Source organism: Exiguobacterium sp. s43, from assembly GCF_018617255.1.
GTDB lineage: Bacteria > Bacillota > Bacilli > Exiguobacteriales > Exiguobacteriaceae > Exiguobacterium > Exiguobacterium profundum.
This window is the reverse complement of the sequence record NZ_JACSJT010000001.1, coordinates 1954623-1967347: the sequence shown is the minus strand read 5'-3', so window position 1 is coordinate 1967347 and position 12725 is coordinate 1954623. Positions and strand designations below refer to the sequence as shown.

Annotated in this window: 12 protein-coding genes; 5 read left to right on the top strand and 7 right to left on the bottom strand. The window is 49.2% G+C overall.

Annotated elements, in window-relative coordinates; genetic code table 11:
• Window positions 1-24: 24 nt before the first annotated feature.
• Window positions 25-918: a DNA/RNA non-specific endonuclease gene (locus KNO79_RS10065; RefSeq protein ID WP_214691209.1), complete on the bottom strand. Its 894-nt coding sequence runs from the start codon at window positions 916-918 to the stop codon at window positions 25-27.
• 171 nt (window positions 919-1089) lie between these two features.
• Here KNO79_RS10065 and nfsA point away from each other — a divergent pair, with 171 nt between their 5' ends.
• The gene (nfsA, locus tag KNO79_RS10060; protein ID WP_159561910.1) at window positions 1090-1839 is read left to right on the top strand and encodes an oxygen-insensitive NADPH nitroreductase; all 750 of its coding nucleotides are present in this window, start codon (window positions 1090-1092) and stop codon (window positions 1837-1839) included.
• A 41-nt stretch (window positions 1840-1880) separates the two neighbouring features.
• Here nfsA and KNO79_RS15710 read toward each other — a convergent pair whose 3' ends face one another.
• From KNO79_RS15710 to KNO79_RS10045, 3 genes are all read right to left on the bottom strand, one after another.
• Entirely contained in the window at window positions 1881-3002 is a 1122-nt protein-coding gene (locus tag KNO79_RS15710) for a TlpA family protein disulfide reductase (protein WP_214691208.1), read from the bottom strand.
• Between the two features lie 66 nt (window positions 3003-3068).
• Window positions 3069-4469 (bottom strand): MBL fold metallo-hydrolase, encoded by a 1401-nt coding sequence (locus KNO79_RS10050; protein WP_214691207.1) that lies wholly within the window; start codon window positions 4467-4469, stop codon window positions 3069-3071.
• Between the two features lie 31 nt (window positions 4470-4500).
• Window positions 4501-4797 carry a rhodanese-like domain-containing protein gene (locus KNO79_RS10045; protein ID WP_015881009.1) on the bottom strand — a complete coding sequence of 99 codons (297 nt, stop codon included), beginning with the start codon at window positions 4795-4797 and terminating at the stop codon, window positions 4501-4503.
• 115 nt (window positions 4798-4912) lie between these two features.
• Between KNO79_RS10045 and KNO79_RS10040 the strand changes: the two genes are divergently transcribed.
• Complete coding sequence (locus tag KNO79_RS10040) at window positions 4913-5287, top strand: rhodanese-like domain-containing protein (RefSeq protein ID WP_251125222.1); 375 nt, start codon at window positions 4913-4915, stop codon at window positions 5285-5287.
• A 33-nt stretch (window positions 5288-5320) separates the two neighbouring features.
• Window positions 5321-6100 (top strand): sulfite exporter TauE/SafE family protein, encoded by a 780-nt coding sequence (locus tag KNO79_RS10035; RefSeq protein ID WP_214691206.1) that lies wholly within the window; start codon window positions 5321-5323, stop codon window positions 6098-6100.
• Between the two features lie 41 nt (window positions 6101-6141).
• On the opposite strand, the gene KNO79_RS10030 is transcribed toward KNO79_RS10035, so the two are convergent.
• From KNO79_RS10030 to KNO79_RS10020, 3 genes are all read right to left on the bottom strand, one after another.
• Entirely contained in the window at window positions 6142-6336 is a 195-nt protein-coding gene (locus KNO79_RS10030) for a hypothetical protein (RefSeq protein ID WP_214691205.1), read from the bottom strand.
• Between the two features lie 170 nt (window positions 6337-6506).
• Entirely contained in the window at window positions 6507-7244 is a 738-nt protein-coding gene (locus tag KNO79_RS10025; protein ID WP_031421269.1) for an ABC transporter permease, read from the bottom strand.
• Window positions 7222-8154: an ABC transporter ATP-binding protein gene (locus KNO79_RS10020; protein WP_074037619.1), complete on the bottom strand. Its 933-nt coding sequence runs from the start codon at window positions 8152-8154 to the stop codon at window positions 7222-7224. Before KNO79_RS10020 ends, KNO79_RS10025 begins: the two co-directional genes overlap by 23 nt.
• A gap of 337 nt (window positions 8155-8491) precedes the next feature.
• On the opposite strand from KNO79_RS10020, the gene KNO79_RS10015 reads away from it, so the two are divergent.
• Together KNO79_RS10015 and odhB are read left to right on the top strand one after the other, a co-directional pair.
• Window positions 8492-11347, top strand: coding sequence for a 2-oxoglutarate dehydrogenase E1 component (locus KNO79_RS10015; protein WP_214691204.1), 2856 nt, complete (start codon window positions 8492-8494; stop codon window positions 11345-11347).
• 18 nt (window positions 11348-11365) lie between these two features.
• A complete protein-coding gene (odhB, locus tag KNO79_RS10010; protein WP_031421273.1) occupies window positions 11366-12640 on the top strand; it encodes a 2-oxoglutarate dehydrogenase complex dihydrolipoyllysine-residue succinyltransferase in 1275 nt (424 codons plus the stop codon).
• Window positions 12641-12725 lie beyond the last annotated feature (85 nt).

Sequence of the window (12725 nt, the reverse complement as noted above, 5' to 3'; positions counted from 1 at the left end):
GGAGAAACGTCTCGTTCGTCATAGTTATTCCCCGACCATCCCGTCACCGTCTCGGTCGTCCATGTATTGATACAGCCAATGGTCACGCGTGATCGGCATCTCGAATCCGGCGTTCTTTGCTTCTTTGATTGTCACTTGTCCGTTTCCGTCAAGGTCGATATCGGATAATTCCCGTTCCTCGACTGGTTCCGTCGTCACTGCAGGAGGGGAATCATCCGTCAATCCGAGCGATTCGTTCACTTCCTCCGGATCCACGTTATCATACGTATCGGTGACCGTATTGCCCCGTACGGTATACGTGTATTGGTAGCGGGAAGGAATCTGAGTCGTCGTGTTCGGATAGGTGATGATGGCTTCGAAGTCTTTCGCCCCGCCAGCCTTCCGGATGACATCTTCCATGAATGCCTGGTCGCCGTAACGGTTGAGTGCGCTGTTTTGTGGCGTGATGTTATAGGCGTTCGAGACACCGCCAAGTGAATCGGCGATGATATGGCCTTCGTCGAGGTTAGGGTCTTCGACACCCGGAACTTTCGCCTCGTCTGCATAATAGCGTCCTGAAGAATTGACGTCTTCGGTCTCGTCGTTTTGAAGAATGATCTCATCAGCAATCACGCGAACCAGTTGACCGTGTTCGTTCGTGAACGCCCAGTACTCTCGGTCGCCAAAGCCGATATCGACGACGACATTCGCCTCCCGTGTGCCGGACTGATCGCCGCCATCGACCTCGATCTTCGTATAGCCTTCAAATACATCGCCTTCAGATTTAGGGGGCTCGGTGGTTTGTTCCTCTTGTACAGGTTCCTTTTCAACTGTTTCTTCGGTTGACGTCGACGTCGAGACACTCACGTCGGCATCCGTGCAGCCTGAGAGGAATAGCACCCCAAGTAGGAATGGGATGTAAAATGGTATTCTTTTCATCTATATCGCTCCTTATTCGAAGTTACGCTATCGTATTTACTATGTAGCTTATAATGATAGCATAAGAAAACGAAATGTGAGCGTCCTCCCTTCAAAATGTGCCCGATGGATTCCTCTCATTTGTGGATTCAGATAGCTTATGCCAAGATTGAAAAAAAGGGGGAAGAACGTATGAACGAAGTGATTGAGACCTTATTGAACCACCGTTCCGTCCGCGATTTTACGGACGAGAAATTGACAGACAAACAAATCCAGACCATCGTCGAGAGCGCACAACGGGCATCGACGTCTAGCTTTATCCAGGCCTACTCCATCATCGGGGTGACCGATGAAGCGAAAAAGAAACGACTCGCTGAGATTGCGGGCAACCAGAATTACGTGGTCGAGAACGGTCACTTCTTCGTCTTTTGTGCGGATTTGCATCGCCATGAGGTGATTGGTGAACTGCAAGAAACAGAAGTGTCCGCAACACTTGAGACCGATGAGAAACTGCTTGTCGCTGTGATCGACGCTGCACTTGCCTCACAAAATGCTGCAGTGGCGGCAGAGTCGATGGGGCTCGGAGTCTGCTATATCGGTGGCATTCGGAACGACCTCTTTGCGGTGAAAGAAGTGCTCGCATTGCCGGAACGGGTCATTCCGCTCTTTGGCATGGCCGTCGGTGTACCGGCTTCAGTCGAAGATCAAAAGCCCCGTCTACCGTTCCATCATATCTACCATGAGAACGCATACGAGGCGAATCCAGAACGGATCAAACAGTCACTTTCGGATTACGACGCGTTGATCCATGATTACTACATGGTCCGGGGATCGAATCCGCGTAAAGACACGTGGACTGGCCAAATGGGACGCATGTTGTCGAAATCGACACGTCTTGACGTCAAAGACTTTTTGAAAGCACAAGGCTATTTGAAGCAATAAGATAAACCGCCGACAACTCTTTGTCGGCGGTTTTGTCATGTTCAATTCAATTGGGCGTCGAGCCAATTCTTGTCGATGGCACCAAATTGCTTCGCGATGATCACACCCGATTCATCGAGCACATACGTCGTCGGCATCGCTTGAATCCGATACGCATCTCCGACTTGGCCGTCACGGTCATAGACGACGGTAAATGCGTCTTCATACGGTTCGACGAACGAGACGGCATCGGCGGGGTCGCGTTCACTCGTCGTCGTGTTGACGGCGACGATGGTCACGTCATCTCGCTCTTTCGCGAACGCCGCCATATCCGGCATCTCCGCCCGACAAGGCGGGCACCAGGACGCCCAAAAGTTGACGACGACGCGCTGACCATGTAGTGAAGTTAAGTCGAATGTACTCCCATCGGTTCGCTGTAATTCGAACGAAGGGGGAATTTGCCCGATGTTCAAACCGGTTGACGCCGTCTCTGTCGTGACAGATTGTGTCGCTTTCTCTGGCAGGACAGCATTCACGACCGCGAGAACGACCAGGACTCCGACACTAATTTGAATCACTTTCTTTGAAGGGCGGGCGAGATAGACCGTCAATCCGAAGAGGACGAGGGCGATGACAATTATCCACCATTGAATCTGTCCGACCGCATATGACTTAAATAGCCAGATGCCGGATGCACCGCATACTGTCCAAAGAATGTTTCCACGAGTCGGTTCATGCATCCAGCGCCACGTCGTTCCGAGTAGCAGAAAAATGAGCATGGCGCTCCATAGATGAATCGGCTGGTCGGAAAGGTTCAAAATCGTCCCGTATACTGGAACCGCGAGTGTCATTCCGAACCAAATGAGGAGTCCGCTCAGCACCCAATACCCTAAAAGGTTCCGGTCGAGTCGATAGACGAACCAAAGGACGACAGCAGCTGCAATCCATTGAGACCATACGCCTCCTGTGGCGTAAAGAGCGAGCGATAGGTCACGTGTCGTCAACAGACCGATGACGATGGCACTTCCTTTCCAGGCAAGAAAACCATAGAACCATGTCCCGATGACGGCTTCACGCTGTTTACTCGACAACCCGAGAAAGCGGAAGATGCCGTAAAGGACGGCAAGGCTTAGTAAAAAGATGAGTAAATCGAAACGAATGTTGAGTGGACCGATGGCGACCACGTCTTTCCCTCCTAAACAAAAGGCGCCCCTCTCGAAGCGGGCGCCATATTCATAGTCAGTATAGCATTACTTGATTTGTTGAGCGTTCAAGACAGTTTTCATCGCGCCGTAGCCACCGAGGATATTGTGGATATCTTTGTAGCCGAGCGATTGAAGGACACTTGCCGCCATGCGTGAGCGGACGCCTGACGCACAATGCACCGCAATCGTTTGGTCTGTCGGAAGACCTTCGTGGTCACGTGCGAGCTTACCGAGCAAGATACGTTCTGCCTTTTCGTAATGGCTCGCGTTCCATTCTGTCGCGTTTCGAACGTCGAGGACGAACACGTCACCTTTTTCAGCAGCTTCAATCGCTTCTTCTGCCGTCACGTCCGTATACGTTTCCGTCAAAAGTGATGCATCGAGTTCTTCGACTGGGACGATGAAGCGAAGACGGTCGAGACCGATTGATTGGAGGTCCGTTTGTACTTGATCGACGTTTTCTGCACTTGCGATAACCGTGATGTCTTTGTCGAAGTTGACGAGCCAGCCTGCCCAAGAGACGAACTTGTTGTTGTAAGGGATGTTGATTGTCCCTGGTACGTGACCATTTGCGAAATCTTCACCTTTACGTGTATCGACGACCTGTGTCTCTTCGACGAGTGTATCGAGCCGGTCCGACCCGACGACTTCAGGACGAGCGATATCCGTCGTCACTTGAATGCCTTCTTTGTTTACTTTCTTCATCATGGCGAAGTAGTTCGGCGGTTCTGGTTGATCCGTCGTCAATTCTTTGATGAAGGCATCTTTGTCCGTCATTTGAAGCGCCCAGTTCGTCGCTTTCTCGTAACCGACCGTCGATGTTGGGATCGCACCGAGTGCTTTCCCGCAAGCACTACCTGCGCCGTGTCCTGGCCAGACTTGAACGAAGTCAGGAAGTGCCATGAATTTTTTGAGTGAATCAAACATTTGTTCCGCACCGATTGCCGTCGTTCCTTTCACACCGGCTGCTTCTTCGAGAAGGTCAGGGCGACCGATATCTCCGACGAAGACGAAGTCTCCTGTGAAGATCCCCATCGGTTGTGTCTGGTTGCGGTCATAAAGAAGGAACGAAATATGTTCCGGTGTGTGACCAGGTGTGTGCATGACTTCGAGTGTCACGTTTCCGATCTTGAACGTGTCGCCTTCTTTGACGAGTTGTGCGTCGATTTCTTTCGCGAATGCATACTTCCAAGAAGCATCACCTTCGTCTGATAGATAGGCTTTCGAACCTGTGCGCTTCGCGAGTTCGAGTGAACCGGACACAAAGTCCGCATGGATATGCGTCTCTGCCGTTGCGACGATGTTCATGCCTTCTTTTGTCGCTTCTTGAAGATAAGGCTCGATGTTACGGGCCGGATCGATGACGATCGCTTCTCCCGTCATTTGGCAACCGACCATATATGAAGCTTGTGCTAGTTTCTCATCATAAAAATAACGTAATAGCATATAAATTTCCCCCTATGAGTAAAGTAATCGTTTATTCGACTTCGCCTTGCCAGCTCATCATCCCACCGTCGACGTTCGTGACGTCGAATCCGAGTGAGTCAAGATAAGCAGATGCGTTCATGCTGCGTCCACCGGCTGCGCAAATGACGTGAATCGGTTTAGAGCGATCGAGCTCATCGACTTTTGCTCCGAATTCAGAAAGTGGTACGTTTTTCGCTTGTTTGATGTGACCTCCAGCATATTCATCCACCTCTCGTACATCGATGAGGTTGAGTGAGTCGTCAGCTTGAAGTAACGCTTCTAATTCAGTAGTCGTAATCGTCTTCATGAGTCTTTGATCTCCTTTTCATGGTTAAGGTTTTTGGCAACGAGAATGTTTCGTTGGCTTTAATATACCCCCTAAGGTATAATGAGCGCAAGTGAAAAGAATTGGAGGGGAAAATATGAAGAGGATTTCCTTATTTGTTGGGATTTTGGTTTTAATGGCGATTTTTATCTTTGTAATCACATCAGGAAAGGATGAAATTACGAAAATTGACGTTAAAACTCTACAAAACAAATTGGAAAACGAGGAAATAACGCTTCTTGACGTAAGAGAAGCGTCTGAATACGAGGGGGGGCATATCGAAGGGGCAGTGAACGCACCACTTTCTTCATTAGATGCAAACCAACTGTCGTATCCGAAAGACGAACCAATCTACGTCATTTGTCGAAGCGGTAACCGAAGTGCCCAGGCGGCTAGTCAATTACAGGCTGCTGGCTATACGGAAATCTATGACATATCAGGCGGAATGATGGCTTGGGAATCGATTGAATAAGTAGAGAATACGAGAGCAAATGGAGGAGTTTATATGGAGCTCGGGTTTATCATTACAATTTTTCTAATTGGATTTATCGGGTCGTTTATTTCAGGGATGGTCGGGATTGGTGGATCGATCATCAAGTATCCGATGTTGTTATACATTCCACCGATTCTAGGGTTTGCCGCTTTTAGCGCGCACGAAGTATCCGGAATTAGTGCCATTCAAGTCTTCTTTGCGACAATCGGTGGGATTTATGCCTATCGTAAAGGTGGATACTTAAACAAGCAGTTGATTCTTTACATGGGGGTGTCGGTATTAATTGGTAGCTTCATCGGTGGATACGGATCGACGATTCTTTCGGAAACGATGATCAATGTCGTCTATGCCGTACTCGCAACGATTGCCACCATCATGATGTTCTTGCCGAAGCCGAAAGTGGACGACATGCCGCTTGATCAAGTACAGTTCAACAAAGTGATTGCAGCAAGTTCAGCATTCGTCGTGGGAATTGCGGCAGGAATCGTCGGGGCAGCGGGAGCCTTCATTCTCATGCCGATCATGCTTGTCGTCTTACGCATCCCGACGAAGATGGCGATTGCGAGTTCCCTCGCCATCACCTTCATCTCGTCGATTGGCTCGACGTTCGGTAAAATCATCACCGATCAAATTGTCTGGGGTCCGGCCATCATTATGATTATCGCGAGCCTGATTGCCGCTCCAATCGGGGCGAATGTCGGGAAGAATATGAATACGAAAGCACTCCAATGGATTTTAGCGCTACTCATCTTAGCGAGTACCATCAAAATTTGGAGCGACTTAATCGCATGAAAAAATCACGACGCCTATTTTCTGGCGTCGTGATTTTTGCGTTATTTCGTAATGAAATAGTAGAGAAGTCCTAGCCCGATAAACGAGACAGGGAGCAAGATGATGTAGAGCCAAGAAACCATCGACCAACTCTTCTTTTGACTGTACGAGGAGCGGTCTTTCCCGAGCCCGACCATGATGGTGAATATGAGTGCAATCAAACAAACGAGCAATGCTAATCCGATTGTGAGAGCCATAATATCACATCCTTCTTAAATGCTGTCACCTTCATCATATCGCATACAGTTGGGAGACTTTTGACAGAATGTTGAGGTTGTGTGACAAAGGTGAGGGAGAAGCGTCACACAAATCGAAATGCGTAAGAAAAAACCCTTTTGATTTTACGGAATCAAAAGGGTTTGATTGTTTATTCTGCAAACGTTTTACTGCGGAACATAAATGCCGTGATGAGATAGAAGGCGATGATATGAAGGGCGACATAGAAAATCGAGAAGCCCATCGTAGCGTCCATCGCTTTCATAAACTCTGGGTTGACGTCATAGATTGAAAGGTCTGTATGCAAGAAGACAATCCATTTCGCAAGCTCAGGTTTCCAAGCGACAAGAAGACCGCCGATGATACTTGAGGCGAAGTTTGCGAGTACCGTGAAACCGATGACGACGCCGACCGACTTGAAGACGACCGAGAACATGAGCGTCAAGAAGATGATGAAGATCGGTCCGCTCACACTGATGAGGATCGGACGGACGACATCCCATGTGACAGAGCCATCTAACGTGAGTGAGAACCCGAACGCGACGACTAAGATGAAAATGAATTGAAGCAACATGACGAGGACGGCCATGACGAGCTTCGACAATAAGATGCGGTCGCGAGAGTACGGGCTCATCAACAGGTGTTTCAACGTATCAAATTTCAATTCGTTCCCGACCATCTCTGCCGTAAAGACAATCGTAAAGATACTCAAGAAAGCGATGGCACCCATCGTTGAAAATTCAAAGAACGATGCCGCTTCTGGTGTCCCTTCACCACTGGCCAATACAGCGTATACGATGAGGATGATTGCCGTATACACGCCTAGGGCGACGTATGGTTTAATCGTACGACGCCATTTCATCCATTCATTGCTGAGTAATGAACGCATTGTTCGTACCTCCTTCTTTTTTCGTCAATTTCAAGAATTGTTCTTCGAGCGACTCGTGTTTCATGCCAATCTGATAGACGGCGATATCGCGCTCGATTAATTGTTTCAGTAAGACCGGAATGTCTGTCTCTTGACGCGGTACGATAAACGACTCGGCAGACTGCTGGACGATTTTCACATCATCGAAGGCGAGTGCTGCGACGTCAAGTGCCTCGTTCATCTGCTCCTTGGCAACTTTACAGAGGATGACGCTGTCAGCCTTCGTCTGTCCGTCTTCCACTGACTTGATTTGTCCTTGGTCAATGATTGCGAAACGGTCGGTGATCAATTCCATCTCGCTCAATAAATGGCTCGAGATAAGGATGGCGATTCCGCGGTGGTCCGCAAGGTGGCGTAAGTAATTCCGAAGGTCGGCGATCCCAGCTGGGTCAAGACCGTTCGTCGGCTCATCTAAGATGAGCACTTTTGGGTTATGCAACAAGGCACGGGCAATCCCGAGGCGCTGTTTCATCCCGAGTGAGTACTGTTTGACTTTCATATCGAGCTTTCCGTCGAGTCCGACGAGGGCACCGAGTGCATTCAAGTCGACTTTTTTCAAGTTCGGAATCAAGTTCATCGCATGAATCAAGTTTTCCCGGCCCGTCATGTACGGATAGAATGCAGGATTCTCGACGATGGCCCCGATTCGGCTGAGCGCTTCTTGGCGGTTGTTCGCCACGTCATACCCATCGACTGTCACGGTCCCGTGCGTCGCAGGCATGAGGCCTGTGATGATTCGAATAGTTGTCGTCTTCCCGGCACCGTTCGGTCCGAGGAATCCGAAAATTTCTCCTGGAACGACGTCAAAGCTGACATTTGTCAATACCGTTGCTTTTCCCATCTTTTTATGGACATTTTGTACGGATAACATGTGGTCACCTAGCTTTCTGTTAAGAGTAATAGTGTAATGCCTACACTCCCTATTACGGGGCTGTTTGAAATAAGGTTTCATCTTTTTTTGAAATTGTTGAAACAAATACATCAAGACACAATTTATCGATAAGCAAAACTTATTGAAATAGTATGGACGAATTGTGAATTTGTAAGGGTCTTTCTGCGACGAAAGGTGTAGTATGAAGTTGAGCGTAAGAGGCAAGATTTGGTTTTGTTCACCAGGGTAGGAGAAAGGTGAACTGCTTCGGGCTACATGTTAAAATGAAAGCGTTCACAGATTGAACGTTTAGGAATGGATAAGGGGGATTTATTCAATGGGAGAGTCGTCGAATGTTCACGAGAAATCGCAAGCATTTTATGGTCCTAACTTAGGCTACATCATTGAACTGTACGAACAATATTTGGAAGACCCATCATCGGTCGATGAAGAAACGCGTCGATATTTTGACGAATTTGGGGCACCGGAAACGTCGTCACCGACAGAAGTGCCGGTCTCGGGTCCATCGTTTGATTTAGAGAAGGTCGTCTCGGCGACACGGCTCATCAACGACATCCGTGCTTTCGGTCATAAAGCAGCTGATATTTATCCACTAAAAGATCACCCGCGCGAGCAGGAACTATTCGAACTGTCACGCTATGATTTGACAGAAGAAGACTTAAAACAAATTCCGGCCCGCCTTTTATCAGACGATGCACCAAAACCAAACGCGAGCGCCTTAGAACTATTCCGTCACTTGCTTGACGTTTATACAGGAACGGTCGCCATCGAACTCCGTCATTTAGATGACATGGAAGAGAAGAAGTGGATCCGTCGTCAAGTCGAACAAGGGGCGTTACAGCAAACCTTCTCGAAAGAAGAAAAAGTCGAGTTGTTCAAACGTTTGGCTGAAACCGAACTGTTTGAATCATTCCTTCATAAAACATACGTCGGACAAAAACGCTTCTCAATCGAAGGATTGGATGCGATGGTGCCACTTCTCGATGCGATGGTCGGAGGCCTCATTTCGAGCGGTTCGGAACATATCAATATCGGAATGGCCCACCGTGGACGTTTGAACGTACTTGCCCATGTTCTCGGCAAACCGTACGAGATGATTTTTGCGGAGTTCCAACACGCGCCGAACAAAGAATTGATTCCATCTGAAGGGTCAATCGGCATCAACTTCGGTTGGTCAGGCGATGTGAAATATCACCTCGGTCTTGACCGGAAAGTGGTCGAACAGCAAAAAGAAGTCCGTCTCAACTTGGCGAACAACCCGAGTCACCTCGAGTTCGTCGGGTCGGTCGTCGAAGGATATACACGTGCCGCACAAGATGACCGTTCTGAAAAAGGATCGGCTGTACAGCACGACGATTTGGCAGCCTCAATCTTGATCCACGGAGATGCGGCCTTCCCAGGACAAGGTATCGTCGCGGAGACACTCAACATGACAAACTTGACGGGTTACCGTACAGGTGGGACGGTTCACGTCATCGCCAACAACACAATCGGTTTCACAACGGACCCGAACGATTCGCGGTCGACGCGTTATGCAAGTGATATCGCCAAAGGCTACGAGATTCCAGTCTTCCATGTCAATGCGGATGATCCGGAGGCATGTGTTGCCGTCGCGAAGTTGATTAGTGAGTATCGTGCCAAGTTCCATAAAGATATCTTGGTCGACTTGATCGGGTACCGTCGTTACGGTCACAATGAAATGGACGAACCGATGAACACGAACCCGGTCCTTTACAAAGCCATCAAAGGACACCAGTCCGTCCGTCACGTCTATGCTGCACGACTTGAGGAAGAAGGCATCATGACGAAAGATGAGAAAGCGCAAATTGAACAAAAAATCGAACAAGCCTTGAAGGCAGCACGTGATCTCGTTCCTTCTGAAGAAGAAGATGCAGATATCGTATTACCGGATGCGGTTCATAAAGGATTCCCGAAAGTCGACACGAGCGTCGAACGGGAATTCCTCACGCAATTGAACGAAGAGTTACTGAACTGGCCGGAAGGCTTTGGTGTCTTCCATAAGCTTCAAAAAGTGCTCGACCGTCGCCGTGACGCGTTCAGCGAAGGTGGGAAAATTGACTGGGGTCATGCGGAAACGCTCGCCTTCGCGTCGATTCTTTCAGATGGTACGCCGGTCCGCTTGAGCGGTCAAGATTCAGAGCGTGGAACGTTCGCCCAACGGAACATCATGTTGAACGATGTCGAATCAGGTAAAAAATTCTCGCCACTCCATGAGTTGTCGACGGCGAAAGCATCATTCTCGGTCTATAACAGCCCGCTCTCAGAAGGTTCGGTGCTAGGATTTGAATATGGCTATAACGTATTCGCACAAGATACACTCGTCCTATGGGAAGCGCAATACGGTGACTTCGCGAACTCGGCGCAAGTCATGTTCGACCAGTTCATCTCAGCGGGACGCGCGAAGTGGGGTCAAAAATCAGGCCTCGTCATGCTCTTGCCGCACGGTTACGAAGGACAAGGGCCGGAGCACTCAAGTGCACGTATGGAACGCTACTTGACACTTGCCGGGGAGAAAAACTGGACGGTCGCAAACCTTTCGTCTGCGGCACAATACTTCCATATTCTTCGTCGTCAAGCAGAGATGCTCGGGAAAGAAGAGATTCGTCCGATGATCATCATGACACCGAAGAGTCTGCTTCGTCACCCGCTCGCCACGTCACCAGTCGAGGCGTTTACGGAAGAGAGCTTTAAACCAATCGTCGAACAGCCAGGTCTCGGGGAAAACACAGAGAAAGTTGAACGTCTTGTTTTCTGCACAGGGAAAATGGCGATCGACCTCGCGGAAGCGGTCGGCAAGTCAGAAGAGTCACTCGACTTCTTGCATATCGTCCGTGTCGAAGAAATCTACCCGTTCCCGGTTCGTGAGATTCGTGACATCATCAGCCGTTATCCGAACGCGCGTGAAATCGTCTGGGTTCAAGAAGAACCGAAAAACATGGGAGCTTGGACATATATCGAGCCTCGTTTAGAAGCGGTCACAACGAACCGACTCGATGTCCGTTATATCGGCCGTCGCCGTCGTTCGAGTCCGGCTGAAGGGAATCCGACAGCTCATAAACAAGAACAAGCACGCATCATCCGTGAAGCACTCTCTCGTGACGTCGTCTCGAGCGGTGCAGGCACGAGCACATATCAAAAAGATCGTAAATAAGTTAAGGGGGAACTCATTGTGATCGAAATCAAAGTACCGGAATTAGCAGAGTCCATTACGGAAGGAACGGTCGCGACATGGCTCAAACAGCCAGGCGACCAAGTCGAAAAAGGGGAAGCAATCGTCGAGCTCGAGACAGATAAAGTCAATATCGAAGTCCCGGCTGACGAAGCGGGTGTGTTAGAAGAACAACTTGCCGGAGAAGGGGACACGGTTCAAGTCGGTGAAGTCATCGCACGTCTCGGTTCAGGTTCTGGTGGCGGAACGGCTGTCGCGACGAAGACGAAAACGGAAAACGCGACAGAAACGAAAACAGAAGCACCGACTGAGAAAAAGACAGAGTCTATTGAAGAAGGCAAGAAAGTCGAGAAACGTGAAGAGCACGTGGCGAGCCCGGGTAAAGGACCAATCGCGACACCGGCTGCACGCAAGCTCGCTCGAGAGAAAGGTATCGACCTTTCAGCTGTCCAAACGAACGATCCAATCGGTCGCATCAACGTCCATGACGTTTCAAAACATGAAGACAAACCAGCCGTGAAAGAGCAGAAACCAGCTGCTGCCACTCCGGCACCACAACCGGCAGCGAGTGGAAAAGAAGAAGAGCGCATCAAAATGACACGTCGTCGTCAAACGATTGCGAACCGTCTCGTCGAAGTGCAACAGACGGCAGCGATGCTCACAACGTTCAACGAAATCGATATGTCGGCGGTCATGGCACTTCGTAAACGTCGCCAAGAGAAGTTCGTGAAAGACAACGATGTCAAACTCGGCTTCATGTCGTTCTTCACGAAAGCAGCAGTGGCAGCTCTCAAGCGGATGCCTTACTTGAACGCTGAAATCCAAGGCAACGAAATCGTCTTGAAGAAATATTATGATATCGGGATTGCCGTATCGGCTCCAGATGGTCTCGTCGTTCCGGTCGTCCGTGAAGCGGACCGCAAAAACTTCGGGGAAATCGAGAAAGATATCCTTCACCTCGCGGACAAAGCGCGTAACAACAAGCTCGGGTTGAGTGATTTGACAGGTGGTACGTTCACAATCACAAACGGTGGCGTGTTCGGTTCACTCCTCTCAACACCAATCTTGAACGGACCGCAAGTCGCCATCCTTGGGATGCACTCGATTCAACTCCGTCCAGTCGCCATCGATGCGGATACAATGGAGAACCGTCCGATGATGTACGTGGCACTCTCGTATGACCACCGAATCGTAGATGGTCGTGAGGCTGTGACATTCCTCAAGCACATTAAAGACATGATTGAAGATCCAGAACAATTATTGTTCGAAGCGTAAGAACAGGAAGTACTCGCTCCTATATAGGGGCGAGTGCTTTTTTACGTCAGGTTTTAGAAAAAATCTTATTATAGTTTTTTTTGTT

What these genes read in the sequence shown, in the direction of transcription:
- KNO79_RS10065 (WP_214691209.1), bottom strand. Translation starts at nt 918, where the DNA reads ATGAAAAGAATACCATTTTACATCCCATTCCTACTTGGGGTGCTATTC.
- nfsA (WP_159561910.1), top strand. Translation starts at nt 1,090, where the DNA reads ATGAACGAAGTGATTGAGACCTTATTGAACCACCGTTCCGTCCGCGAT.
- KNO79_RS10050 (WP_214691207.1), bottom strand. Translation starts at nt 4,469, where the DNA reads ATGCTATTACGTTATTTTTATGATGAGAAACTAGCACAAGCTTCATAT.
- KNO79_RS10045 (WP_015881009.1), bottom strand. Translation starts at nt 4,797, where the DNA reads ATGAAGACGATTACGACTACTGAATTAGAAGCGTTACTTCAAGCTGAC.
- KNO79_RS10040 (WP_251125222.1), top strand. Translation starts at nt 4,913, where the DNA reads ATGAAGAGGATTTCCTTATTTGTTGGGATTTTGGTTTTAATGGCGATT.
- KNO79_RS10035 (WP_214691206.1), top strand. Translation starts at nt 5,321, where the DNA reads ATGGAGCTCGGGTTTATCATTACAATTTTTCTAATTGGATTTATCGGG.
- KNO79_RS10030 (WP_214691205.1), bottom strand. Translation starts at nt 6,336, where the DNA reads ATGGCTCTCACAATCGGATTAGCATTGCTCGTTTGTTTGATTGCACTC.
- KNO79_RS10025 (WP_031421269.1), bottom strand. Translation starts at nt 7,244, where the DNA reads ATGCGTTCATTACTCAGCAATGAATGGATGAAATGGCGTCGTACGATT.
- KNO79_RS10020 (WP_074037619.1), bottom strand. Translation starts at nt 8,154, where the DNA reads ATGTTATCCGTACAAAATGTCCATAAAAAGATGGGAAAAGCAACGGTA.
- KNO79_RS10015 (WP_214691204.1), top strand. Translation starts at nt 8,492, where the DNA reads ATGGGAGAGTCGTCGAATGTTCACGAGAAATCGCAAGCATTTTATGGT.